This is a genomic window from Flavobacterium tagetis, assembly GCF_016735615.1.
GTDB lineage: Bacteria > Bacteroidota > Bacteroidia > Flavobacteriales > Flavobacteriaceae > Flavobacterium > Flavobacterium tagetis.
The window spans coordinates 240080-265443 of sequence record NZ_JAERSF010000002.1; the positions used below are offsets into that span (position 1 = coordinate 240080).

At 32.1% G+C, this 25364-nt stretch carries 22 protein-coding genes; 10 read left to right on the forward strand and 12 right to left on the reverse strand.

Annotated elements, in window-relative coordinates; all coding sequences use genetic code 11:
- Nucleotides 1-38: 38 nt before the first annotated feature.
- The 8 genes from JI750_RS08450 to JI750_RS08485 form a co-directional block, all read right to left on the reverse strand.
- Complete coding sequence (locus tag JI750_RS08450) at nt 39-2261, reverse strand: RelA/SpoT family protein (RefSeq protein WP_202000278.1); 2223 nt, start codon at nt 2259-2261, stop codon at nt 39-41.
- Between the two features lie 235 nt (nt 2262-2496).
- Nucleotides 2497-3285: a TrmH family RNA methyltransferase gene (locus tag JI750_RS08455; RefSeq protein ID WP_202000283.1), complete on the reverse strand. Its 789-nt coding sequence runs from the start codon at nt 3283-3285 to the stop codon at nt 2497-2499.
- A 142-nt stretch (nt 3286-3427) separates the two neighbouring features.
- Nucleotides 3428-4513 (reverse strand): alkaline phosphatase family protein, encoded by a 1086-nt coding sequence (locus JI750_RS08460; RefSeq protein WP_202000286.1) that lies wholly within the window; start codon nt 4511-4513, stop codon nt 3428-3430.
- A 117-nt stretch (nt 4514-4630) separates the two neighbouring features.
- The gene (locus JI750_RS08465) at nt 4631-5962 is read right to left on the reverse strand and encodes a DUF58 domain-containing protein (RefSeq protein WP_202000288.1); all 1332 of its coding nucleotides are present in this window, start codon (nt 5960-5962) and stop codon (nt 4631-4633) included.
- A gap of 177 nt (nt 5963-6139) precedes the next feature.
- Complete coding sequence (locus JI750_RS08470; protein WP_202000291.1) at nt 6140-7153, reverse strand: AAA family ATPase; 1014 nt, start codon at nt 7151-7153, stop codon at nt 6140-6142.
- A 39-nt stretch (nt 7154-7192) separates the two neighbouring features.
- Nucleotides 7193-8395, reverse strand: a complete 1203-nt coding sequence (locus JI750_RS08475; protein ID WP_202000294.1) for a DUF4350 family protein — start codon at nt 8393-8395, stop codon at nt 7193-7195.
- A complete protein-coding gene (locus JI750_RS08480) occupies nt 8388-9164 on the reverse strand; it encodes a DUF4129 domain-containing protein (protein ID WP_202000296.1) in 777 nt (258 codons plus the stop codon). Before JI750_RS08480 ends, JI750_RS08475 begins: the two co-directional genes overlap by 8 nt.
- Before the next feature lie 9 nt (nt 9165-9173).
- A complete protein-coding gene (locus JI750_RS08485) occupies nt 9174-10154 on the reverse strand; it encodes a stage II sporulation protein M (RefSeq protein ID WP_202000298.1) in 981 nt (326 codons plus the stop codon).
- Between the two features lie 20 nt (nt 10155-10174).
- Between JI750_RS08485 and JI750_RS08490 the strand changes: the two genes are divergently transcribed.
- The 7 genes from JI750_RS08490 (at nt 10175) to JI750_RS08520 (ending at nt 16837) form a co-directional block, all read left to right on the forward strand.
- Complete coding sequence (locus tag JI750_RS08490) at nt 10175-10918, forward strand: RDD family protein (protein WP_202000301.1); 744 nt, start codon at nt 10175-10177, stop codon at nt 10916-10918.
- Nucleotides 10919-11026: 108 nt separating this feature from the next.
- Nucleotides 11027-11881: a hypothetical protein gene (locus JI750_RS08495; RefSeq protein WP_202000304.1), complete on the forward strand. Its 855-nt coding sequence runs from the start codon at nt 11027-11029 to the stop codon at nt 11879-11881.
- 85 nt (nt 11882-11966) lie between these two features.
- Nucleotides 11967-12569, forward strand: a complete 603-nt coding sequence (locus JI750_RS08500) for a trimeric intracellular cation channel family protein (RefSeq protein ID WP_202000307.1) — start codon at nt 11967-11969, stop codon at nt 12567-12569.
- A gap of 2 nt (nt 12570-12571) precedes the next feature.
- Nucleotides 12572-13516 (forward strand): GNAT family N-acetyltransferase, encoded by a 945-nt coding sequence (locus JI750_RS08505; protein WP_202000311.1) that lies wholly within the window; start codon nt 12572-12574, stop codon nt 13514-13516.
- Nucleotides 13513-14613, forward strand: a complete 1101-nt coding sequence (locus JI750_RS08510) for a DegT/DnrJ/EryC1/StrS family aminotransferase (RefSeq protein WP_202000313.1) — start codon at nt 13513-13515, stop codon at nt 14611-14613. Before JI750_RS08505 ends, JI750_RS08510 begins: the two co-directional genes overlap by 4 nt.
- A complete protein-coding gene (locus JI750_RS08515; RefSeq protein WP_202000315.1) occupies nt 14613-16106 on the forward strand; it encodes an oligosaccharide flippase family protein in 1494 nt (497 codons plus the stop codon). Before JI750_RS08510 ends, JI750_RS08515 begins: the two co-directional genes overlap by 1 nt.
- The gene (locus JI750_RS08520; RefSeq protein ID WP_202000317.1) at nt 16103-16837 is read left to right on the forward strand and encodes an acyltransferase; all 735 of its coding nucleotides are present in this window, start codon (nt 16103-16105) and stop codon (nt 16835-16837) included. The genes JI750_RS08515 and JI750_RS08520 overlap by 4 nt, the downstream gene beginning before the upstream one ends.
- A 4-nt stretch (nt 16838-16841) precedes the next feature.
- Here JI750_RS08520 and JI750_RS22240 read toward each other — a convergent pair whose 3' ends face one another.
- Entirely contained in the window at nt 16842-17978 is a 1137-nt protein-coding gene (locus JI750_RS22240) for a glycosyltransferase (RefSeq protein ID WP_202000319.1), read from the reverse strand.
- A 44-nt stretch (nt 17979-18022) separates the two neighbouring features.
- Here JI750_RS22240 and JI750_RS08530 point away from each other — a divergent pair, with 44 nt between their 5' ends.
- Entirely contained in the window at nt 18023-19105 is a 1083-nt protein-coding gene (locus JI750_RS08530) for a glycosyltransferase (RefSeq protein WP_202000321.1), read from the forward strand.
- A complete protein-coding gene (locus JI750_RS08535) occupies nt 19078-19512 on the forward strand; it encodes a sugar 3,4-ketoisomerase (protein WP_202000323.1) in 435 nt (144 codons plus the stop codon). Before JI750_RS08530 ends, JI750_RS08535 begins: the two co-directional genes overlap by 28 nt.
- Here JI750_RS08535 and JI750_RS08540 read toward each other — a convergent pair.
- From JI750_RS08540 to JI750_RS08550, 3 genes are read right to left on the reverse strand one after another with little or no spacing between them, the layout of a single operon-like run.
- Nucleotides 19495-20421 carry a glycosyltransferase family 2 protein gene (locus JI750_RS08540; RefSeq protein ID WP_202000326.1) on the reverse strand — a complete coding sequence of 309 codons (927 nt, stop codon included), beginning with the start codon at nt 20419-20421 and terminating at the stop codon, nt 19495-19497. The genes JI750_RS08535 and JI750_RS08540 overlap by 18 nt on opposite strands.
- Entirely contained in the window at nt 20422-21303 is an 882-nt protein-coding gene (locus JI750_RS08545; RefSeq protein WP_202000329.1) for a glycosyltransferase family 2 protein, read from the reverse strand. It abuts the gene before it with no gap.
- Entirely contained in the window at nt 21303-21986 is a 684-nt protein-coding gene (locus tag JI750_RS08550; RefSeq protein ID WP_202000336.1) for a cell division ATP-binding protein FtsE, read from the reverse strand. Before JI750_RS08550 ends, JI750_RS08545 begins: the two co-directional genes overlap by 1 nt.
- A 323-nt stretch (nt 21987-22309) precedes the next feature.
- On the opposite strand from JI750_RS08550, the gene JI750_RS08555 reads away from it, so the two are divergent.
- Entirely contained in the window at nt 22310-25324 is a 3015-nt protein-coding gene (locus tag JI750_RS08555) for a tetratricopeptide repeat protein (protein WP_202000339.1), read from the forward strand.
- Nucleotides 25325-25364: the final 40 nt, after the last annotated feature.

Sequence of the window (25364 nt, forward strand, 5' to 3'; positions counted from 1 at the left end):
AAGTTTCGTTACAAAATTCTTATAGTTTCCCTAAAAAGTTAGGTTCTGTACTCTCTCGTAACCTTATCGACCCCATCAATTTTCTTAATGGCGCTAATCATTTTTTTCAAAATCGTATTGTTTTTAACAATTACAGCAACTTGTCCGTGGAAAATTCCAGCATCGGTACTCAGCGAAATACTTTGAATATTTACGCTCATATTGTTTGAAATTACTTTTGTCAATTGGTTGGTAAGTCCTAAAACGTCCATTCCTGTAATATTGATAATGGCTTTAAATTCTTCTTGAGAAGAATCAATCCATTTGGCACTCATGATTCTGTAAGCATAATTAGACTGCATTCCGATTGCATTCGGACAATCTTTTTTATGTACTTTTATCCCTTCATTAATCGTAACGAAACCAAAAACATCGTCACCAGGAATTGGGTTGCAGCATTGTGAAAGTTTATAATCTAACTTGTCATGCTCGGTTCCAAAAACCAGCATGTCGTAATTACTGCTAATGACTGGTTTGTGAATGTCTTCATCTGCAGTGTCTTTTGTTCGCTTAATTTTATTTTTGAAGAAATTGATAAACGAATTGCTTTTCTGCGCAGCATAATCTTTTAACTGCTGATTCTCAATCGCGCCAATTCCAACTCTATAAAATAAATCTAAACTTGTTTTTAATTTGAAGAAATTAACTAACTCATTTGTTACTTGTTCGTTGAACGTAACTTTTAAATGTTTTAATTTTCTAACAAGTAATTCTTTTCCTTCTTCTGCAATTTTTTTGGTGTTCTCATTAAGAACGTTTTTAATTTTATTTTTTGCTCTCGAAGTCGTTACGTAGTCCAGCCAGTTTACCGTTGGTTTTTGGTTTGGAGAAGTTATAACTTCAACCTGATCACCACTTTTTAATTCATGATTTAAAGGGACTAATCTTCCATTTACACGAGTTCCGCGGGTTTTGATTCCGATTTCTGAGTGAATGCTAAAAGCAAAATCCAAAGAAGTGGCGCCTTTTGGCAACGATTTGATTTCTCCTTTTGGCGTAAAGACAAAGATTTCTTTAGAATATAAATTCATTTTAAAATCTTCAACAAAATCTACCGCGTTGGTTTCTGGATTTTCTAAGGCTTCGCGAAGAAGGTTTAGCCAAGTATCCAAGCCACTTTCTTCTGTAGCGCCGTTGTTTTTGTATTTATAATGTGCTGCGTAACCTTTTTCGGCGATTTCGTCCATACGTTCGCTTCGAACCTGTACTTCAACCCAGCGCCCTTTTGGTCCCATTACTGTAATGTGAAGCGCTTCGTAACCAGTTGATTTTGGTGATGAAATCCAATCACGAAGACGACTTGGGCTAGGTCTGTAATGATCTGTTACGATTGAATATATTTTCCAAGCAATAAATTTTTCTTCGTGCGGATCTGCTTTATAGACAATCCTAAGAGCGAACTTGTCATAAACTTCATCAAAAGTTACGTTTTGAGCACGCATTTTTCTACGAATAGAATAAATTGATTTTGGACGTCCTTTGATAATGTAATCTACACCTTCATTGTCTAAAGATTTTTTCAGAACGTCCGATATATCTTTGATGTATGCATCTTGCTCTTCTTTCGTTTCACGGATTTTACTTACAATGTCATCATAAACAGCAGGTTCAGTATATTTTAAACCTAAATCCTCAAGTTTAGTTTTGATATTGTAAAGTCCCAAACGGTGGGCAAGGGGAGCATAAATGTATAAAGTTTCAGATGCGATTTTGGTCTGTTTGTATTCCGCCATCGAGTCCATAGTTTGCATGTTGTGAAGGCGATCGGCTAATTTTATCAGAATTACACGAACATCATCATTCAATGTAAGAATCATTTTTCTGAAATTCTCAGCCTGCATTGAAGCATTCAAATCTTTTTGAACCAAAGATATTTTGGTAAGTCCTTCAACTAGCTGAGCCACTTTGGGGTTAAACAAACGCTCAATATCTTCAACCGTCATTGGAGTATCTTCGACAACATCGTGCATTAAAGCCGCAGCGATAGAAGTCGCGCCCAGACCAATTTCTGAGGCAACAATTTTTGCAACTGCAATAGGATGAAAGATATAAGCTTCGCCAGATTTACGTCTCTGATCTTTGTGAGCATCAACGGCAACATCAAAAGCTTTTCTAATTAATTTCTTGTCAGTAGGGCTTAAAGTTTGGTAACTTATTCGAAGTAATTCCTTGTATTCCTGCGCAATAGCTTTGTTTTCTTTTTCTATATCTATTTCTGTCATAACGGCATAGTTCAAGTACTAAAAATAAGAATTAGTTTGAACATACGCAAGGCTATATGATTGTAGATTTTAGATATTAGATTTTAGATTTTTGCACACTAGAAATAAGACTTCAACTTCGCTCAGCCTGACATTGAAGTAGTTGTTTTTTTAATTAAAAATTAAAGATTAAAAATTAAAAATTAAAACTTGAAGACTTTTAATTTAAACCTCAGAACCTCAGAACCTTTTTTAATCAGAACCCTCTTTGTCTTTTCGCTTCAAAAATTAAAATGGCAGCAGCAACAGAAACATTCATGCTGTCGATTTCTCCTTGCATTGGAATAATGATATTCTGCGTTGCTTCATCACGCCATTGCTGGGTTAAACCCGTTGCTTCTGTGCCTACAACCAAAGCGGTTGGAGTACTGAAATTTTGCGTATGATATGAAGTTGAATTTTGTAAAGTAGCACTGTAGAAATTGATCTTTTTTTCTTTCAAAAAAGCAATAATTTCTTCCGATTTTCCAGTTGCAATTTGGTTGGTAAAAAGGCATCCAACACTCGAACGCACAATATTCGGGTTGTACAAATCGCTTTTTGGATTGGCAATTAAAACAGCATCTAAATTGGCTGCATCGGCTGTACGTAAAACAGCACCGATATTACCTGGTTTTTCTAAAGATTCGACAACTAAAATTAATGGATTATCAGATAATTTTAAATCAGATAATTTTAAAGATTTCGTTTTAGCAACAGCTAGAATTCCTTCTGTAGTATCGCGATACGCTAGCTTTTGATAAACTTCTTTTTTGATTTCGATAATCTGAAACGGATTCTGAATCAGTTTATTGATTTCTGATTCTGAAACTAATTCTGGTAAAAATAAAACAGTTTCGATTTCGTAACCGCCTTTTATAGCCAATGAAATTTCTCTTTGTCCTTCAATCAAAAATGTTCCAGTTTGTTTTCTAGCTTTGGCTTTTTCTTGAAGTAAAACCAAAGATTTTATATACGGATTTTGAACTGAAGTAATTTGTTTCATTTTTTGATATGCTGAGTTTCTAAGGCGCTAAGGTACTGAGAATTTTTTTAAAGATGCAAAGTGACAGAGCGACAAAGGTTTTATAGCCACGAATTCACGAATTCTATTTTTTAATAATTCGTGAATTCGTGGCTATAAAAAACTATTTCTCGAAAACTTCTTTAATCTCTGTTTCAACAGGATGATCCGTTTTGAAATTATATCCCATAATTTTTGCTAAAGTTTGAGCAAACTGTTTTTGATATAATTGTGAGTTTGTTTTGATTTCGCCTTTTGGAGCAATTTCAGGTCCAATTGTGGCGAACCAAATTTCTGAAGCGCCTGGAACATCAGAACCGTGATCGGTCCATTGTGCTTTTACTTTGTCACCGCGTCCGTGATCGACTGTTATGAAAAGAGTTGTTTTGTTTTTGTATTGCGGATCATTTTGAACAAAATTCCAAATTTCCTGAATCCATTTATCGACTTGATTGGCTGCGTCCAAGTACGAACGATATTGTGCGTGATGTGCCCATTCATCGGTTTCACCGTATGCAATATAAAGTACTTTTGGTTTTTTAGTTTTCAATTCATCTAAAGCTTGATAATGCGTAAAGACATCTAGGCATTCATCCATGTGAAATGGTTTATATGAATTGTCACGCATTTCATTTAATAAATGCTGAGCTGCTGTGGGTTTGTTTCCGCCCACTTTATCAAATGCAGAAATTACAGGAAAACCGCTTCTTTCTTCATTTAAGATTCTGTCAAAAGCATCCCATGCACCAAATGCCGCAACTTTTCCTTTTAGTTTAGTCTGCTGATTAAAAAACTCCAGAACATTCACATTAGGATTGGCTTTATAGCTGTTTGAATTGACTTTTAAATCTACATTTCCAGTCATAATTTCGCTATAACCAGGATAACTAAACCAATACGGATTGGCAACATCGACATTGTTTCCTAAATCTCGATTTCCGTAAATTTGGCCTTTTGTAGCAATTTCCGACCAGAAAAAAGGCATGAGCTTTTTACGTGCTTCTTTGATATCAGAATCACTATATTTTTTATAAATATAAGCACTGTCTCCTTGATTGAATTTTTTATCATTGGCAATCGCAGGATCAATGCCTTTAAAAACTTCCTGCCACCTAAAACCATCTGTAGTAATGATAATGATATTTTCTGTTTTTTGGGCTCGAGATTGAATGCTTAGTAAAAGGAACAGAACTAGGATTGCTTTTTTCATTTTCTATCTGTTTTATGTTGTTATATTCAGATTATTTTCTTTCAAAACTAATTTAATAAAAGAGATAATAGTAAAGCCCATCTTTAAAATAACCATAAGTTAACAGATTAAAGACGTCTATAAAATCCCTCTAGACTTAATCTCCAAATATTTATTGATAGCATCTAAAGTCAGGTTTTCAGGCTGCGTGAGAACCGAATGGATTCCGTATTTCTTCAATTCGTTTACAATTAATCGTTTTTCGAACATGAATTTTTCGGCAATTACTTTGTCGTAAACTTCTTGAATTGTGGTTGTTTTTTTATTGATGATGGAATTCAATTCTGTGTTTTGAAAGAAAACCACAACCAATAAATGGCTTTTGGCAATTCCTTTTAAATATGGCAATTGACGATTTAAACCATCCATTGTTTCAAAATTGGTATATAGAATGATCAAACTTCTCTGATTGATATTTTTTTTAATGTCAACATACAATCGGCTGTAATCACTTTCGAAGAAATCTGTTTTTACGTTGTATAACGTTTCAAGGATTTTCTGCATCTGCGAACCTCTTCTTTCGGCAAAAACTCGATTTTCTACTTTTTTAGAAAAAGAAAAAAGACCTGCCTTGTCTTGTTTTTTCAAAATGACATTCGATAGAACCAAGGAAGAATTAATGGCGTAATCCAATAAACTTAATCCGTCAAAAGGCATTTGCATGACGCGACCTTTATCGATTGCCATATAAACCGATTGCGATTTTTCGTCCTGAAACTGATTCACCATCAACGAGTTTCTTTTTGCAGTTGCTTTCCAGTTTAGCGTTCTTAAATCGTCGCCTTGAACATATTCTTTAATCTGCTCAAACTCCATTGTGTGGCCAATTCGGCGTATTTTTTTGATTCCGTATTGAAATAAATTGTTTGAAAAAGCAATCAGATCGTATTTTCTTAATTGAATGTAAGAAGGATAGGTCGGAACCATTTGATTATTATCAAAAGAAAATCTTCTAGAAATAAGTCTTAAAGGCGAAGAAACGTAAATATTTAAAGAACCGAAATGGTATTCTCCACGTTCTGTTGGACGAAGATCGTAACCAATTTCTTTTTGCGTGGCCGCTTTTATTGTTTTTTTTATTTTGAAGTCGCGAATCTGAAATTGAAACGGAATTTCATCAATAATCTTAGCCGAAATAGGAAAAGTATAATGATTTTTAAGATTAATTTTAATTGGATTTAAATCTCCGTTTGATAATTTTTCAGGCGTAATTCTTTCTGCTTCAAGTCCTGTTCTGGATAGATATAAAAGTAAAATGTCAAGTCCTAAAAAAGTAACCAAACCTAAAACCAATAACCAAACCGCATTATACATATTCGGAAAAATAAAGGCACAGATAAACAATCCTATAATGCCTATTAGCACATAGAAAAAGAAATTGTTCAGATATAAACTTTTTATGAATTTCATTTTTTTGTTTCAAGTTTCAAGTTTCAGGTTTCAGGTTTCAAGTTTTGTCTCTGTTTGTCAGGCTGAGCGAAGTCGAAGCCCTTTATACGATTATATTTCGCTCGGGAAACAAGTGTTGTTTGCAAGTTTTTCAGTTTCAGAATAACTGTAAACTAAGACTGCGACTGAAAACTTAAATTATCTCGGAATTTCTACTGTTTCAATAATCTGTTTAATGATTTCAGAGCTTGTAATTCCTTCCATTTCACGTTCTGGCGCAACAATTACACGGTGCTGTAAAACTGGAATTGCCGCTTCTTTAATATCCTCAGGCGTAACGAAATCGCGTCCGCGTATTGCAGCAAAACCTTTTGAGGCGTTCAAAATAGCGATCGAAGCACGAGGCGATGCTCCTAAATATAAAAAGGCATTTTCGCGTGTATTTACTACAATTCGGGCAATGTATTCAAGTAAATTTTGTTCTACTCTAATTTGTTTTACCAAAGCTTGATATCCTTTGATTTCTTCAGCAGAAAGAATCGTTTTGATGGCATCTAGTTTTCCGTGATCTTGTAAAGAATGTTCCCTTTGTATAATTAAAATTTCCTCGTTCAGTTTTGGATAATCAATCGTAATTTTAAAAAGAAAACGGTCCAATTGCGCTTCAGGCAAACGATAAGTTCCTTCCTGCTCTATGGGGTTCTGAGTTGCAATAACCAAAAATGGAGCTTCTAATTGATAAGCAGAACCGTCAATAGTAATCTGGCGTTCTTCCATTACTTCAAAAAGAGCAGCTTGTGTTTTTGCTGGAGCACGGTTGATTTCATCAATTAAAATCAAATTAGAAAAAATTGGCCCTTTTTTAAACTCAAATTCTGAATTTTTCAGATTGAAAATAGAAGTTCCTAAAATATCAGAAGGCATTAAATCGGGAGTAAACTGAATTCTGCTGAAACCGATATTTAAAGTTTTAGCCAATAATTTAGCCGTGATTGTTTTGGCAACTCCGGGAACACCTTCTAAAAGTACGTGACCATTTGATAAAATAGCAACCAAAAGCTGATCTACCATTTTGTGCTGTCCCACAATTACGGTTTCAATCTCTTTTTTGATTGTGTTTACGTGATCTAAAAGTGGTCCTAAATTGATTCTCGTTTCAAAATTCACATTTTCATTTGTGATTTCGTTTGATGTTGTATTGATATCGTCCATAATTTGGTCTATTTTTCTTTTTAAATTTCGTTTAGAATTTTAATGTAAAATCTTTTCTATTGCTGTGTTTATTCTTAGAAGATCTTCTTCTAGACTTCCGTGATAACTATCTCGGTGCTCATTAATTAATTGAACCACATCGCGAATATCTTTTTCGTCTTTTCCTGTTTTATAATGCAATTTGGTTATAAAATCGTCATCGAGTTTCGTTGTATCAAGCAAATAATCGGTTCTTATTCTTTCTAAAAAGTAAATGATTTTTTTATCGATAATATTTGTATGATCCCCTTCCTGATAATATAAATTTCCGACAGTTTTGGTAAAATCAACCGTTAGATTCTGCAACGGTTTTATGATTGGTACAATACGTTGTTTTCGTTTTGCATTGAAAATCATAAAAATCAGAATTCCAAGTAAGCCTAAATACCAAGCCGATTTTAAAGCAGGCTGACTCCAGATATATCGCATTGGAGAGCTTGAAATTCGTTTATCGTTAAAAGTTTTATTATACCAAAAAACATTTCCTTTCGGGATATAAGAAAGTACATTTTCGGTATATTGATAATAATCTTTTTTCAGCAGATTGTAATTGGTAAAAGCAACTGGCTGCGTGTGCAAATAGAGATAGCCATTTTTATAAGGAACTTCGATAAAGTTTACTTGTCTTTTGTTTTTACTGCTAATTTGGTACCCTAAAACTTTTGTATTTAAAGTGTCTATTTTAGAAAAATAATCACTCAAACCAGTATTTAAAGTATATTTTTTTGTGCTTGCTTTTTTGTTTGCCATCCAAACCGAAATGCTGTCATTGGGCATAAAATCGGTTTTTAGCTCAATTTTTAAAGAATCTAATAGCACTTTGGGAAATACTTTCATACTTAGAAAAGCATTGTTTCCGTGAGAAACAAAATATAGAATTTCCTTCATAGATTGATCATCAATATTATCAACCTCAGAAATATTCATAAAAGTGCCTTTAATTTTATAAGTTTCTACATTTTCTCTAGCATCATATTGAGAATCTAAATATTCGTATGGAGTTTGTGTCGAAATTCTCTCTACTTTTTGTTTAAAAAGAACATCGGCTTCCTGATCAAAAACGTATAATCCGAATGGAATTTTATCTTCAACAGAATAGGTTGGAGTCCAATCAATAGGTTTTGGTTGCCCTTTGTCTACAAGTAATGTTATTCCGAAAATTAAAACCAGAATAGCAATGTATATTTTAATTTTATTATCCATTACCAAAGGTTTTTAATGCTTTCTTAAATCTATTTTCAGTCTTTCTAAAAGTTATATCGTCAATTTCAAATTCGCCGTACCAAATATAATTGTATAAATAAGAAAGATAGGTAAACTCTTCTTTATGAGCAGGATTATGCAGTTCGTATAAATAATCGGAATTGGTTTTTTCGATATCCCATTCAATATAGTGGTTCTGAGCCATTACTTTTAAAAGCCATAAATAATAATATCGTACTGCAATTCTTTTTTCGCCAGCTTCTACACTTTCCTTAATAAGTTTTTCAAAATCTAAAAGATGAATGTTTTTTTCGGCATCAGAATAAAACAAAGCTCTTTTGTCGGCATTCTTTCCAAAAATCCATCTTCCTTCTCGTTTGATTAATGTCTTTACGATAAAATAAATCAAGATAATAACTACTAGAATGGCAATTATTCTAAATAAAATTGCAACAAAATCCAGAGATGATTTTACACTGCTGAAATTAAATAAATTAAAAATTTGTCTAGCAAGCCAATGCTTAAAGTGGTCCCACCAGTTTTTTTCGGGAGTTTTGTATTCGTAAATAAATTCTTTATCGGTATATTTTTTCTTGAAATCTTTTTCAAAATGTCTGGTTTCTACAGTTCCAGAATCTACTTGAATGTCTTTTTCGGTATATTTAATTGCAGTAATTTTTGGAGGATCTTCAGTAATGGGAATAGAATCCTGAGCCTGAGAAATACCGCAGCACAAAAGAAAAGATAAAATAAAAAATAATCTTGTCATTACTTGGTCTTAAAGTTTTTCGACGGTTAAAGATTGAAATTTTTTCTGTACAATAAAAGGGTATATCAAGTAATAAAACGAAATTATTGCAAGCGTAAATAAGATAATAAAACTGCTTAGCCAATTGGGCATATCGATAGAATATCTGGTGATAAAACCTTCTAAAAACCCTGCGCTTATAGTGAAAGGAAAAGTACTTAAGAATATTTTGAAGCTGTTTTTAAAACCAATTTTAAAAGAATTTAATCTTGAGAAAGTTTTAGGAAATAGGATAGAAGCTCCTAAAATAAATCCTGCTGTAGTTTCGATTACAATGGCGAAAATCTCCATCGAGCCATGAATCCAAATTCCCCTCACACTTTTCCAGAAAACACCTTGTTCGTAGAAAAAATATTGAAAAGAACCCAGCATGATGCAGTTTTGAAGAAAAATATTAAAAGTTCCGATTCCAACAAAAAGGCCATAAAAATAGCATTTGGCACCTACAAACAGGTTGTTTACAGTAATGCCGATAAAACTTCCCCAATTACTGCCAGAATCATACACGGCCATCGGATTGCCTTTTTTGATGTTTTCTAAAGTCATATTGACATATTCGTCGCCTAAAATAAGACGCACGAAATCGCGATCATAACGAGCAGAAAGAACACCAATTGAAACGGTGACAAAAAACAAAGCAAAAGCATACACCAAATACCTTCTGTATTCGTAAACCAGTAATGGAACTTCAATTTTAAAGAAATCGACAACCCGATTTTGATCGGTTCGTTTGGTTTTGTAAATTTTTTGATAAATCTGAGAGGCGAGATGATTGAGATACACAACCGTTTTACTTTTAGGATAATACGTTTGAGCGTACGACAAATCATTCATCATTTGAATGTACAAATTAGCTAATTCATCAGGATTTTTTTTAGCTTTACCAAAAATTGCCAGCTCAAACTCGAGCCATTTTTCTCTGTTTTGTTTTATAAAGGCGATTTCTCTCATTGTAGGCTAAAATATGAAATATGTCAGAATTATCTATTAATACGACACAAAATGTCAAAATAAATTTTATTGCCGCTTCTGTTGGCGAAAGGCTAGGTGCTTTTTTTATTGATTTGTTTATCATAATCTGTTATATAACAGCGCTTTCTATAGTACTTTTTGACTGGTTGCAGCTTGATAGATTGATGGTTAATTTGGATGGCTGGTCGCGCGGTGCGATTTTCTTAATGCTTTATTCGCCTGTGATAGTTTATTCGCTGGTTTTAGAAAGTGTTTTTGAAGGTCAGTCGCTTGGCAAAAAATTATTGAAAATTAAAGTGGTGAAAATTGATGGCTATCAGGCAGGTTTTGGAGATTACTTAATCAGATGGTTTTTTAGGGTAATTGATTTTTTTACTTTTTTCGGACTTCCAGGACTTATTACTGTTATTACAAGTCAGAAATCACAACGATTAGGCGATATGGCGGCAGGAACAGCGGTTATTACGTTAAAGAATAAAATTAATATTAGCCACACCATTTTAGAAGAAATTGGGGAGGCTTATGTACCAACATATCCTTTGGTAATTAAGCTCTCAGATAATGATATGCGCATTATTAAAGAAACCTACCAAAAAGCGGTAGCCAAAAATGATCACGAGATTATTTACAAATTAGTGGCAAAAATTGAAAGCGTAACGGGTATTAAAAATCAATCTGGAAACAATATCGATTTTATTCGAGTAATTTTAAAAGATTATAATTTTTACACTCAAAACATGTGATTTTTTCTCTTTGAAGAATTATTGATTTTTTTGATTTTTGCTGATAATTTTTTAAGATTTATTCGTAAATTTATATGTACATAATTAATTCATAAAATTTCCAATCCAATGAAAATTACTAAGCCATTTTTATTCTTGTTAGTATTATTGTCTGCTTGTGTTAGTTTTGCCCAAAGCGGAAAAAAATTAGATAAAATTATAAAAAGAGATTATCAGATTATTGAATGTACGGTTTTAAAAATGTCTGATAAAACAGTAGAATATTCTCTTCCAGGAGAAACTGTTCAGATTTCGCTAGACGTTTCTCAGATTGCCAAGATTGATTTTGCAAGCGGAAGATCTCAAACTTTTGATGTTTCTTCAAATGCAAACAGCACTACTCAAAGTACACCATCCCAAAACATAGTAAGTGCAGATAAACAGCACAATACAATTGCGGTATTGCCAGTTCCGTATGTAAATGCAGATAATCAGGAAAGTTCTGAGGATATGGCAAAATTTGCTCAAAACGATTTATACAACAAATTATTAGATAAATCTTCGAATATTTTTCCATTGACAGTTCAAGATTTGAGAACAACAAACAGTTTATTGCATAAAGCAGGAATTGACCATAATAATATCGACGAAACTCCAATAGAAGATCTTGAAAAAATATTAGGAGTTGATAATATTGTTGCTGCAAAAGTTTCCTATACCATTGGAACAGGAACTACAGCTACCACTTATAACAGCGGAAATGCAAAAGTGAGCAACAATAACAAAAAAGTAACAACAAACGATATATCGACTACAACAGCAAACAACCAAACATATTACTACTATACGGTCTATTTTGATATGTATAGAAATACAGATAAAATTTACTCGCAAACCCGTAAACCCTTGCTAGCTGTAAAAGACGGATGGATGGATTCTGTTTCTTATTTGTTAAAGAGAAGTCCGATTTACGTGAAAAAATAAGGAATGCTTTATGAGTAAGAGTTGTTAAGATTATTCGTAACAAGTTTGTAACTTTGTCCCTTTGCATCTTTGTAACTCAAAAAAAATGTTTCACCTACTTGATATTATTGGGACAATGGCGTTTGCTATGTCTGGCGCCTTAACAGCAATGCACAAAAAACTAGATCCGTTTGGGGTTTTTATCATTGCATTTGTAACTGCGGTTGGAGGCGGAACGCTTCGTGATGTCCTAATCGGGAGAACTCCTGTTGGCTGGATGCGCGACATGCAATATGTATATGTAATTATTTTAGGATTTTTTCTAGCAATCCTTTTTAGAAAAAGCTTCGATAAACTTCGAACCTCATTGTTTCTTTTTGATACAATTGGGCTCGGAGTTTTTACTTTAATAGGGCTTGAAAGAGGTATTTTAACAGGGCTTCACCCAGCAATTTGCATTGCACTAGGAACAATGACCGCTTGCTTTGGAGGTGTAATTCGTGATATTTTGTGCAACGAAATTCCAAACGTTTTTAGAGAAGAAATTTATGCAACCATCTGTATTTTTGGCGGAATCGTTTTTTTTGGATTACGAAAACTCAATTTAAACGACGATATTTTATATTTAGTTACTTCTCTTGTTATTATTGTAATTCGATTAATGGCAGTTAAATATAAATGGCATTTAAAAGCGTTTGACCATAAGTAGATATGAAGTATATTGTTAGAAAATACACTCAAGAAGATTATTTACTCTGGAACGATTTTGTCGCTCAAGCCAAGAATGCTACTTTTTTGTTTCATCGCGATTTTATGGAATATCATAAAGATCGTTTTGAAGATTTTTCGCTTTTAGTTTTCGAAGATGAAAAACTGCGAGCTGTTCTTCCTGCCAATAAAAAAGGAAATTCGATCTATTCTCATCAAGGTTTAACTTATGGTGGATTAGTATTTTTGTCAAAATTGAAGGCAGAAAAAGCAGAATCAATTTTAGATCAAATTTTACTTTTTTTTAAAGAAAACAATTTTGAAGCTTTTTATTATAAGCCAATTCCAGATTTTTATTTTTCGGAAGGAAACGCAGCAATGGATTTTTTCTTAATGAAAAGAGGAGCAGTTTTAGAACGAAAAGAAATGAATCTGGCGGTTAATCTGATGGTCCCTTTGAAGATTTCTAAAAGTAAAATGAAACACTTCAGACGAATCGAAAATCTTGATTTGGATATTTTTGAAGAAGAAAATTTTGATCCTTTTTGGGAAAAAATTCTAGAACTAAGATTAGCAGAAAAATTTAGCACAAAGCCAGTGCATTCTAAAGAAGAAATGGCACTTTTGAAATCTAAATTTCCACAAAATATTAGACAATATTCTGCTTACCGAAATGATGAAATTATTGCAGGAATAACCATTTTTGAGACTAAAAACGTTATAAAATCGCAATATGGAGCAACTTCAAAAATAGGAGAGGAATATAGGGCACTAGATTTTTTATTCATTAATCTAATTCATAAATACAAAAGAAAAGGAAAGCATTTTTTCGACATGGGAATTGTGGATTCTGATTCAGAAGATTATAATTTAGGGCTTTTGAATCAAAAAGAAGAATTAGGCTGTACAGTTTACAATCAGGATTTTTATAAAATAGAAATAAAGTGATACCATTTTTAGACCTAAAAAAAATAAACGAACCGTATGAAGCCGCTCTTCAGGAAAAACTGAAAACTGTTTTAAATAATGGCTGGTATATTTTAGGAAAAGAAGTGGAAACATTCGAAAAGTCCTTTGCAGAATATTGCGATTTCAAATATTGTATCGGTGTAGGAAATGGATTTGACGCTTTGGTTCTTATTTTTAAAGGTTATATCGAACTCGGAAAACTCAAAAAAGGCGATGAGGTTATCGTTCCCGCTAATACTTATATTGCCAGTATTCTGGCTATATTGCAAGCCGATTTAGTTCCAGTTTTAATTGAACCGAAATTAGAAACCTACAATATAAATCCAGATTTAATTCAGGAGAAAATCACTTCAAAAACAAAAGCCATTTTAGCAGTTCACTTATACGGACAGTTAGCTGAAATGCAAAAAATAAATGAGATTGCAGAAAAACATGATTTGATTGTCGTAGAAGATGCAGCACAATCTCACGGCATAGAGAAAAATCTAAAATCTAAAATCTGTAATCTAAAATCTGCAATCGCTTACAGCTTCTACCCAGGAAAAAATCTAGGTTGCTTAGGAGACGGCGGAGCAATTACAACAAATGACGAAGCATTAGCAAAAGTTCTTTTTTCGCTTCGCAATTATGGTTCAGAGAAAAAATATCACAATGAATTTGTTGGGGTAAATTCAAGATTAGACGAACTTCAGGCGGGTTTTTTAAATTTAAAATTACCAAATTTAGATTCAGATAACGAGAAAAGACGAGCTATTGCAAAACGATATTTATCAGAAATTAAAAATGATAAAATAATACTTCCGTTTTGGGATTTTTCAAAGAATCATGTTTTTCATTTGTTTGTCATTCGAACAGAAAACAGAGCACATTTACAAGAATATTTAGCTCAAAAGAATATTCAAACCGTAATACATTATCCAATTCCGCCACATCAGCAAAAGGCTTTTTCACAATGGAATAATTTGTCGTTTCCGATAACTGAAAAGATTCATAAAGAAGTTTTAAGCTTGCCGATAAGTCCTGTTCTTACAGAATCTGAAGTGGATTATATTATTGAAATTATTAATAAATTTTAATGTCTGATAATAAAGCTTCATATCAGCAAATTTTGAAAGCGACTTCTATTTTTGGAAGTGTGCAGTTCCTGACCATTTTATTTTCAGTTATCAGAACTAAAATAATTGCAGTATTTATAGGGCCTGCAGGAATGGGAATTATAGCTTTATTAAATTCGACTTTAAATTTAATAGGCGGTGTGACTGGGCTAGGAATTGAAACGAGTGCCATAAAGAGCATTTCTGAAAATTATAAAGAAGATGATGGTAAATCGGTCTCTAAAATTGTAGAAATAGTAAAAAGGATAATGCTCTTTACCGGTATTTTAGGAGCTTTTTTGACTATTGTTTTTTCAAAATATATAAGCATTTTAAGTTTTGGAAATGATAGCCAAATGTATTCTCTTATTTTTTTGTCTGTAACCTTAATTTTTAAGCAATTGACATCTAGTCAGATGGTTGTTTTGCAGGGGTTAAGAAAACTAAAGTTACTGGCAAAAGCTAACTTGTACGGAAACCTTTTTGGATTGCTATTTTCTATTCCGATTTATTATTTTCTTGGAATTGACGCCATTGTACCTACCATTATTTTAAGTTCTTTCGCGGCGTTTGTTTTTGCTTTTTATTATGCATCAAAAGTTCAATTACAAAAAGAAAGTATTCATAAAAGTCAGCTTTTAAGTGAAGGAAAAAGCATTATTCAACTTGGAATAATGTTAACTATAAGTTCATTATTGACTTTGTTGTCTGCTTATCTTACACAGATTTATATAAGTAATGTAAGCAGTACAGAACAAGTAGGATTATATAGTGCAGGTTTTACTTTGCTAAATTCTTATGTAGGGACAATATTTACGGTTATGAGCACGGATTATTATCCTAGATTAGCAGCAATAAATAGCGATAATACTAAAGTTAGAACTGCTGTTTTACAGCAATCTTATATTTCAATATTAATAATTACACCAATTATCGTTTTATTCCTAACTTTCGTTCCTTTTATAGTAAAAGTGCTTTATAGTTCTAAATTTCTAGTAATAATTTCTATGGTTTGTTTTGGAATTATTGGAATGCTTTTTAGAGCAGTTTCATTCTCTATGGGGTATATTTTAATTGCTAAGGGAGATTCTGGACTGTTTACGAAAACAGCAATCGGATTTAATACTTTATCGCTTATGCTGAATGTAGCAGGATATTATTTTTATGGTTTAGAAGGACTAGGAATCAGTTTTTTAGTTTATTCTATATTCCATTTTTTTGCATTGAAAGTGATTACAAAAAAAAACTATAATTTTTATTTTGATAAAAAAATCAGCATGACTTTTTTTACCTGTTTTTTATTATGCATTACCAGCTTTTTTGTGAGATATATTGAATTGACAATCTTGAGATCTCTATTGATGGCAATACTTTGTATAATTACGATTGCTTATTTTTTATATGAAATCAACAGAGAAATCAATTTGAAGGAAACTCTAAATGCAGTTTTCAGAAATAATAAAAAGGAATTATGAGAGCAAGATTGAGACTTCTGTATATTCAATTAAAATTTTATTATTCAGTAAACTGGATCAAAACCTTATATTTTAATTTTAAAAAGTTTCCGTTTAATATAGCCAAAAAACTTCCAGTTTTCTTTTATGGAAGCGTTAAGTTTACTTCTTTATCTGGCGAAGTTTTAATTAATGGACCCGTTCGCAGGGCAATGATTGGTTTTGGACAGCCTTATGAAATGAATACAATTCATAAAGGAATTGCAGAAATTAATTTATCAGGTAAACTTACATTCAATGGGCACGTACAATTTGGAAAGGACTATTTTATCTATATAAAAGAAAGCGGATTTTGTGAATTTGGACACATGGCTTCAATTGCATCTAACGGAAAACTGATTTGTGCCGAAAAAATAAGTCTTGGAAATTATGCTAGATTAGGTTCTGAGTGCCAGTTGATAGATACAAATTTTCACAAGATGATCAATAGTGAAAATGGTGAAATCTACAAAATGACTGTACCTATACAAGTCGGAAATTACAACTTTATCAGTAATAGAGTTTCGATTATGAAAGGTACAATAACTCCAGATTATTGCACAATTGCTTCAAATAGTTTATGCACTAAAGATTATTCTTCTTTGGGAGAAAATATCCTAATTGGAGGGATTCCTGCAAAGTTGCTCAAAAATAATATTTCTAGAGATTGGAAAGGCGAATTAGACGATTTAGATAGATGGTTAATAGTTTAGAATATTAGTTGGCTGTCCACAATTCTTTATACTTTTCTGCTATTTTTACAAAGTGATGTTCTTTTTCAATAAAAGCCCTAGCTCTTTTTCCTATTGCAATAATTTCATCTGGATTTTCAATTAAAAAAGACAATTCATTTACCAAATAATCAACGTTTGGAATAGCGTTTATACAAACTTTTTCAGAAAGATTGTAATGCGAAATAAACTCGGTTTCTGCGCCTGTAAAAACAACTTTTCCTTTTGCCATAGCTTCCAATGCATTATAACCTTGATCGTAAGCATAAATTTGATCTAATAAAATATGAGAATGGTTATACAGATTTATGTATTCGGAATAAGGAACACTTCTAACAGTGACTATTTCTACTTCTTCAGCATATTTTTGTTGAATAATTTCTAAAGCTTTTTCAAAATAATCATTTCCTTTTTTTAGGTAATTATCATTATTAATTCCATGAAAAATAATGACTTTATCATTAATATTCAGCGATTCAAATTGTAATTTGTCAATATTTATTGGATTAGGAATTAATCCTAAATATTTGCTGTTTCCTTGTAATGGAAGATGATAATCAAAATCGGAAGCAATTATTCCGTGGCTGTTTTTATAAATAAACTGATGAAGTTTGAAAAACGCTTTTTTTCGAAATTTCAAAACATTTCCAAAAGACTTTTTATCGATTTTATGATTCAGATATAATGGGACTACAGATTTAAAATTGGGATTTTCGAAGCAATATTTCACATTCAAATAATCGTAGCCACAGCTCAATAGATAGAGCTTTTTATTGTTTTTTAAAAGATGTGAAATAATCTTTTTTTCAAAGTAAGGTTGGCATTCAAAACTGTTTTCGTTGATTAACTGTACAAAATCAAAACCAGAACATTCCTTTTTGAATTTTAAAAATTGGCAATAGGTTAAAAACGAACTTATATCAAAGCCAGATAGTTTATAAAGAGCAACTTTAGCTTTTTTCAACAATCCCGAGTCCCATTTTTTTTGGATGACAAAATCGACAGGAAAATTTTTAAAGCCGTCTTTTCGACCGACAATAAAAACTTCATGTCCTAGAGCCTGTAATCCATCTTTTAAAGAATTGTGCAAATGGCTGTATTCGCCTACCAATAATACTTTCATTAATGTGTATATTTGGCAAATATATTTACTTTTTTGGTTAAAACATGAGTAAAAAGAAAGTTGCTATTGTTTCGCATTCATTAGGAGAAGGAGGAGCAGAACGTTTTGCAGGTTTGCTGACTTTTATGTTAGAAGATTCTGGTTTTGAGGTTCACTCCATTATTGTCAATGATTGTGTAGATTATTCGTATACAGGAACTTTATTCAATTTAGAAAAAGAAAATTCGGGCTCGTTTTCTTTTTTTAAAAAACTAAAAAAAGGAAAATCATTACGAAATTATCTGATTCAGAATAATATTGAAATTGTTATAGACGGACGATCGCGAAACGTTTTGTTACGCGAGTTAATTACTAAATTTATTTATCGTGATTTTAGAATTTTCTACATCGTTCACAGCTATAATCTTCAGATTTATTTTCCATCTTCAAAGTTTTGGTCGAGAATACTTTATAAGAATGCAGAAGCCTTAATCTGCGTTTCAAAAGCGATTGAAGAAAAAGTCAAATCTTTATTTGAATTAAACAATACAACAACAATTTGCAATCCTTTTTTTATTGCGGAAGAAGAACTGAAAAAGGAAATTTTAGAGACCAAAAAAGTAATTTTGTTTTTTGGAAGATTTGAAGAAAAAGTGAAAAATTTTGCATTGATGCTAGAGGCTTTTTCGCAATCTAAAATATTTGAAAAAGGATATTATTTGCATTTAATGGGGGCAGGAAATGATTTGGATTTTATTCAGCAGAAAATTAAAGAGTTGAATTTGATTGATTTTGTTGAAATTTTTCCTTTCATGCAAAATCCTTTTGATAAGGTTCAAGAAGCAAAATTTACAGTTTTGACTAGTAATTTTGAAGGTTTTCCGTTGTCTGTTGTAGAATCTTTAGCTTTGGGAACACCTGTAATTGCTGTTGATTGCAATTCTGGACCGAGAGAAATTATTCAAAATGGATTTAATGGTTTATTAGTAGAAAATCATAATCCAAAAGCTTTTGCCGAAGCGATGAATAAATTTGCTGATGATAGCGAATTATATAATTTTTGTAAAAAGAATGCGGCTGAAAGTGTAAAACATTTGTCTTTAAAAAATATTGCAGAACAATGGAAGAATCTTCTAAATCATCAATAATGACGAATATTTCAGATATTCAACTCATTGAAATTCCTAAAATTCAGGATCGTAGAGGAAATCTTTCGGTTGTAGAAGGAGATACAATTCCGTTTGTTTCAAAAAGAGTGTATTATTTGTATGACGTGCCGAGCGGAAGCAAAAGGGGCGGGCATGCACATATCGAACAGCAAGAGTTTTTAATTGCTCTAAGTGGCAGTTTTGATGTGGTTTTGAAGGACGGAAAAGACATTAGAACAATTACACTAAATAAACCCAATGTAGGTTTGCTTATTGTTTCGGGAATTTGGCGTGAGCTTAAAAATTTTTCTTCAGGAAGCGTTTGTTTGGTTTTGTCTTCTGGCGAATTTAGTGAAGAAGACTATATTCGAGAATATAAAAAATTCCGATTATTTAAAGACAGATGAGCCTATTCCTAAATTTGCTAAAAAGGTTTTAAAAGAGATTAAAAAACGCAAAGCGAATGAAGGAAAAAGCAACAAAGTTTTTTTCTTCCAACCAATTTTATTTAAATCAATAGGAGAGTAATATTTATTAAAATGAGCTGTTTCTCCAGCTAATTTACTTTTAATGGCAAGCGAAAACCGATTTAAATCTAAAAAGTATTTTAAGTCTGAGTTTGTTTTTTCGGACTCTTCAAATTTCGAAAAATCCATTTTATTTCCCATTTCACTTTTTTTCGAAAGGCTTTTGGGATCGTAAACATAGCGGGCTAATATTTTCCAAGAAAAAACAACGGGATAAACAAGTCCGATTCGAATCCATAAATCAGTATCTTCTCCGCTTTTAATTTTGGTGTCGAAGTTTCCGATTTCTTCGAAAATAGATTTATGAAAAACAGCGCAAGAAGTGCACAAAACTGTTTCTTTTATGCTGGCTTTAAAGTAATTTACAATTTCAAATTCTTCATTTGTTTTAGATATTGAATACTGCGCTGGAATTGTTTTTTTAGAAGTATCAAATTCAACAGCAGCAGAAAATACTTTTTGATCTGGAAGTTTTGAAATATTGGCAAACATAGTTTCCAAAAATGTTGGATACCAATAATCATCTGCATCAAGAAAAGTAATGAAATCGGAATTTGCTTTTTCGATTCCGTAATTTCTAGTTGCGGAAACACCTTCATTTTTTTTACTAAAATAATAGATTCTAGAATCTTTAAATTGAAGTAATTTTTCTTCGCTTTTATCCGTTGATCCGTCATTTACAACAATAATTTCGAAGTTCTGAAAAGTTTGATTCAAAATACTTTGAATCGTATTTTCGATGAAGTTTTCTTTATTGTAAAGCGGAATTATGATTGAAAAAAAAGCCATTTATTTTGTTTTAAGAAAACAGTAATAACCTAATTTGTAAATGTCAAACAGAAAAAGTGAAGGTTTGTTTGAAAACAAATTTCGCTCAATTTTTTGTTCCGATTTTTTAAAAACAAAATTAAAAATAGAAATTAGTTTCATTTTTTTTAAGAAGTCAAAAGAACCAATGATTTTACTTTCGTTTTTCGATATTTTATTCAAATAATCTAAAAGAACTAGATTTTCTAATGCAGTTTTTGTTTTGTTTAGAAATAAAGAGGAAGATTCTAAATTTAAATGAAAAACAGAGTTTTCAATATGTTTAATCTCAATTTGATTGGATTTTAAAACGGCAAAAAAAAGGAGATCTTCATAACCATATTTTGTTAGATTTTCATCAAAAGGAAAACGGTAAAGAATTTCTTTCTTTATCAATAAATTAGAAACCAATGCGGTATTTGATGGATTTCTATTTCTTTCTGATAAACTTAAAGCTTCTCTTTTTTTTCCATAAGTCCAGCGCAAAACTTGTTCTTTTGGAGGCCTTTTATTTTCATACAAAAGTCCGCCAAAAACAACTTTTTTTTCTATTTCTGAAATATAATTTGAAATAAAATTATGGTGAACAGGAATAGTATCGGCATCCAAAAAAAGCAAATTTTCATAAACCGCTTTTTGAGCCAATAGATTTCGGATCGCACTTCGTCCGATGTTTTTTTCTAAAATAGAATAAGAGGTATTTTCGAACTGATTAATTCTTTCGTTTTCAATTGCAAACTCTTGTGAGGCATCGTCTAAAAAAAGGATTTCAAAAATAATTCCACAAGAATTGCATTGTTTTACGAGTTCGCTTGCAAGCGGTAAAACATTGTAATTATAAACCGGAATTAAAATGGAAAGCATTACACGCTTCTTTGCACTACTTCGAAGATTCTTTCATCTTCACATTTTAATGTTTTAGATGGGAATTTCATTAATAAAGCATAATCGTGAGTTGCCATGATAACGGTTTTACCAGCAGCGTTGATTGCTTTTAGCACTTCTAATACTTCAGAACTCGTTTGCGGATCAAGGTTTCCTGTTGGTTCGTCGGCTAAAATAAATTCTGGATCGTTAAGCAAAGCTCTTGCAATTGCAACACGTTGCTGTTCTCCTCCAGAAAGTTGATGAGGCATTTTGTTCATAAAATCTTTCATGCCTACTTTATCCAAAACTTCATCGATTTTGTGTTGCATGGCTTCTTTTTCAACCCATCCTGTAGCTCTTAAAACAAAAAGCATATTATCTTTAATAGAACGATCTGGAAGCAGTTTGAAATCTTGGAATACAATTCCGATTTTACGTCTCAAGTATGGAATATCTTTTTCTTTTAAAGTAGCCAAATCAAATTCAACAATATGTCCTTCACCTTCAATTAGCGGTAAATCAGCATATAAAGTTTTTAAAAAACTACTTTTTCCAGAACCAGTTTTCCCGATAATGTAGATAAACTCACCATGGTTAACATCCAAATTAATGTGAGATATAATTTTTCTTCCTTCTTGATATATAGTGACTTCTTTAAGAGATAGTACGGTTTGTGACATAATAAAATTGGTTTGAATGGTAAAAGTAATAAGATAACGCTTGTATTCAAAATAAATTTGACTGATTTCTGAATAAAATTGCTAAAAAAGGCAAGAAGTAAAATAACCATATAAGCAATGTAAGAGCGTTTTAGTGTCGCATATGTAAAGGTTCTTGCTAAATGGCTTAAATTTATTTGTTTTAGAAAGTTTGAGAACCAATAATTTGAACTTTCGGAAAGCGTAAAACAGCATCAGTTTGATAATTTGTTCATAATAAAACCTCAAAACGTTTCGTTATAACCCTTATAAAATGATACATTTGAATACTAAATATTATTAAAATGCGTAAACTTTCCAGGTTCTTTTTATTCCAGATTTTCCTTGCTTCGACTATAGCTTCGGCACAAAAATCGGCTATTTATACCTACGAATTAAAGGATTTTGACAAAGCACTGGCTTTATATAACGACAAACAATATGCGTCGGCCCAATTGATTTTCGAAAAAGTTAAATACAATGCAACAAACGAAGAAGTTCAATCAGATTGTGCTTTTTATATTGCTAATTGTGCGATAAGAACCAACAAAGCAAATGCTGATGCTTTGGTAGAAAATTTTGTTAACGACTATCCAACAAGTACTAAACAAAATCAGGCTTATATTGAAGCAGCACAGTTTTTTTTCGAACAAGGAAATTATCCAAAAGCTTTACAGTGGTTTGACAAGGTTGATGAAAGTTACATGAGCAAAGCTGAGTCCGATAAGTTTAACTTCATGAAAGGATATAGCTATTTTAATGCTAAAAAGAAAAAAGAAGCCACCAATTATTTTAATAAAGTTGTCAATTCTAAAGAGTATGGTTCTCAAGCCAAATATTACTTAGGTTTTATGGCTTATGAGGGCGACGATTACAAAGAAGCTACAAAATATTTTGATGAGGTTTCTGGCGAAGAAAAATACAAAGAAAAGCTATCGTATTATCAGGCCGATATGAATTTCAAATTAGGAAGTTTCCAAAAAGCGATTGATTTAGGATTGGTAGCCATGAATAAATCTAACGATATTGAAAAATCGGAACTGAATAAAATTATCGGAGAAAGTTATTTCAACTTAAAGCAATACGGAAAAGCAATTCCGTATTTGGAGCAATATGCTGGTAAAAAAGGGAAATGGAACAACACCGACTTTTATCAGTTAGGTTACGCATATTATGAGCAGAAAGAGTATGAAAAAGCGATTTCTCAATTCAATAAAATTATTGAAGGAAAGGATTTCGTTGCGCAGAATGCTTATTACCATTTAGGTTTAAGTTATTTAAATACAGGTAAAAAGCAAGAAGCTTTAAATGCTTTCAAGAATGCTTCTGAAATGGATTTCAACGCACAGATTCAGGAAGATGCTGCTTTAAATTACGCGAAACTAAGTTATGATATCGGAAATGCGTATCAGGCTGTTCCTGGCATTTTATTAGATTTTCTTAAAAAATATCCAAACAATTCAAGCCGTGCCGAAGTAGAAAAACTTTTAGTCGATTCTTATATTTCTTCTAAAAATTACAAAGAGGCTTTAGTTTTATTAGAAAAAAATAGATCTGCAGAAAACAAAGCAGCATACCAAAAAGTGCTTTTTTACCGCGGATTAGAATTGTACAACGAAAATAATTACCAAGAAGCGGGTAAAATGTTCAAAAATGCTATTAGCGAACAAAAAACGCCTGAGTTTACAGCGCGCGCCACTTTCTGGAAAGCAGAAACAGAATATCTAAACGATGATATGCAAAATGCTTTACTAACTTATAAGCAATTTGCTGGAATGGCAGCAGCTAAGTCTACAGACGAATATAAAAACATCAATTACAATATTGGTTACACGTATTTTAAATTGAAAGAATACGATCAGGCGGCAAACTCTTTTCAGGCTCAGATTGATAATTCACCTTCAGACAAAGTTCGTTTAAACGATTCTTATTTGCGTTTAGGAGACTGTCGTTTTGTGACTTCAAAATATAGTGCTGCTAACGAGGCATACGCAAAAGCAATTGCCGCAAAAGGCGTAGACGCAGATTATGCGCAATTTCAAAAAGCACTTTCTTACGGATTCATGTCAAATAATGCGAAGAAAGTTGATGAATTGAATAACTTCCTTCAGATGTACAAAAAATCGTCTTACAGAGATGATGCTTTGTTTGAATTAGGAAATACTTACGTTGCAGAAAAGAAAAATGATCAAGCCTTAAAAACGTATGATCAATTGATTTCAGAATTCCAGAACGGATCTTTTACTTCAAAAGCAATCTTAAAACAAGGTTTGATTTATTACAATTCAGATCGCGACCAACAAGCTTTAACGAAATTCAAGAAAGTTGCTGCAGAATTCCCGAAAACTCCAGAGGCTTTAGAAGCAGTTGCAACCGCAAGATTAATTTATGTAGATTCTGGAAAAGTTGATGAATATGCGACTTGGGTTCGTACTTTAGATTTTGTTGAAGTTTCAGATGCTGAATTAGACAATGATACTTACGATGCTGCCTTTAAACAATACAGCCAAAACAACAGCAAAGCTGCGATTACAGGTTTTGGTGGTTATGTGAGTAAATTCCCAGCTGGATTACACGCTTTAGAGGCTAATTTCTATCTGGCACAACTTTACTATGCTGAAGGTTCTGAAACAAAATCGACATCAAATTATCAATATGTGATTGATCAGCCTAGAAATGAATTTACAGAACAAGCTTTAAACAGATTAGCTCAAATATATCTGAAAGCAAAAGATTGTGATAAAGCAATTCCTGTTTTAAAACGTTTAGAAAACGAAGCAGATTATCCGCAGAACAAAACTTTCGCGCAAGCAAACCTAATGAAATGTTATTATGACAAAAAAGATTATGACAATTCGGTTACTGCTGCTGAAAAAGTTTTAGAAAATGCAAAATCTGATGCTGGAGTAAAAGCCGACGCTCAAATTATTGTAGCAAGAGCGGCAATTCAAACAGGAAATGAAGATAAAGCGAAAACAGCTTATGCTAAATTATTGACAAGCTCAAAAGGAGAATTGGCTGCAGAAGCTTTGTATTACGATGCGTACTTTAAAACAAAAGAAAGCAAATATGATGCTTCGAATACTGCGGTTCAGAAATTAGCAAAAAGCTATTCTGCTTATAAATATTATGGAGCAAAAGGTTTGGTGTTGATGGCGAAAAATTTCTACGGATTAAAAGACAGCTATCAGGCGACATATATTTTAGATAACGTAATTAACAATTTTACAGATTATCCAGATGTTGTTGAAGAAGCGAAAAAAGAATTAAGCGCTATTAAATCTGAAGAATCAAAAACAAATTCGTCGATTAATAGATAGAAAAATAGAAGAAAGAGCCAAGAAGCAAGATTGAAAAGTC

What these genes read in the sequence shown, in the direction of transcription:
- JI750_RS08535 (WP_202000323.1), top strand. Translation starts at nt 19,078, where the DNA reads ATGGAAGAATCTTCTAAATCATCAATAATGACGAATATTTCAGATATT.
- JI750_RS08465 (WP_202000288.1), bottom strand. Translation starts at nt 5,962, where the DNA reads ATGAAATTCATAAAAAGTTTATATCTGAACAATTTCTTTTTCTATGTG.
- JI750_RS08545 (WP_202000329.1), bottom strand. Translation starts at nt 21,303, where the DNA reads ATGCTTTCCATTTTAATTCCGGTTTATAATTACAATGTTTTACCGCTT.
- JI750_RS08515 (WP_202000315.1), top strand. Translation starts at nt 14,613, where the DNA reads ATGTCTGATAATAAAGCTTCATATCAGCAAATTTTGAAAGCGACTTCT.
- JI750_RS08480 (WP_202000296.1), bottom strand. Translation starts at nt 9,164, where the DNA reads ATGACAAGATTATTTTTTATTTTATCTTTTCTTTTGTGCTGCGGTATT.
- JI750_RS08495 (WP_202000304.1), top strand. Translation starts at nt 11,027, where the DNA reads ATGAAAATTACTAAGCCATTTTTATTCTTGTTAGTATTATTGTCTGCT.
- JI750_RS22240 (WP_202000319.1), bottom strand. Translation starts at nt 17,978, where the DNA reads ATGAAAGTATTATTGGTAGGCGAATACAGCCATTTGCACAATTCTTTA.
- JI750_RS08555 (WP_202000339.1), top strand. Translation starts at nt 22,310, where the DNA reads ATGCGTAAACTTTCCAGGTTCTTTTTATTCCAGATTTTCCTTGCTTCG.
- JI750_RS08485 (WP_202000298.1), bottom strand. Translation starts at nt 10,154, where the DNA reads ATGAGAGAAATCGCCTTTATAAAACAAAACAGAGAAAAATGGCTCGAG.
- JI750_RS08540 (WP_202000326.1), bottom strand. Translation starts at nt 20,421, where the DNA reads ATGGCTTTTTTTTCAATCATAATTCCGCTTTACAATAAAGAAAACTTC.
- JI750_RS08505 (WP_202000311.1), top strand. Translation starts at nt 12,572, where the DNA reads ATGAAGTATATTGTTAGAAAATACACTCAAGAAGATTATTTACTCTGG.
- JI750_RS08530 (WP_202000321.1), top strand. Translation starts at nt 18,023, where the DNA reads ATGAGTAAAAAGAAAGTTGCTATTGTTTCGCATTCATTAGGAGAAGGA.
- JI750_RS08500 (WP_202000307.1), top strand. Translation starts at nt 11,967, where the DNA reads ATGTTTCACCTACTTGATATTATTGGGACAATGGCGTTTGCTATGTCT.
- JI750_RS08520 (WP_202000317.1), top strand. Translation starts at nt 16,103, where the DNA reads ATGAGAGCAAGATTGAGACTTCTGTATATTCAATTAAAATTTTATTAT.
- JI750_RS08460 (WP_202000286.1), bottom strand. Translation starts at nt 4,513, where the DNA reads ATGAAAAAAGCAATCCTAGTTCTGTTCCTTTTACTAAGCATTCAATCT.
- JI750_RS08490 (WP_202000301.1), top strand. Translation starts at nt 10,175, where the DNA reads ATGTCAGAATTATCTATTAATACGACACAAAATGTCAAAATAAATTTT.
- JI750_RS08455 (WP_202000283.1), bottom strand. Translation starts at nt 3,285, where the DNA reads ATGAAACAAATTACTTCAGTTCAAAATCCGTATATAAAATCTTTGGTT.
- JI750_RS08470 (WP_202000291.1), bottom strand. Translation starts at nt 7,153, where the DNA reads ATGGACGATATCAATACAACATCAAACGAAATCACAAATGAAAATGTG.
- JI750_RS08550 (WP_202000336.1), bottom strand. Translation starts at nt 21,986, where the DNA reads ATGTCACAAACCGTACTATCTCTTAAAGAAGTCACTATATATCAAGAA.
- JI750_RS08450 (WP_202000278.1), bottom strand. Translation starts at nt 2,261, where the DNA reads ATGACAGAAATAGATATAGAAAAAGAAAACAAAGCTATTGCGCAGGAA.
- JI750_RS08475 (WP_202000294.1), bottom strand. Translation starts at nt 8,395, where the DNA reads ATGGATAATAAAATTAAAATATACATTGCTATTCTGGTTTTAATTTTC.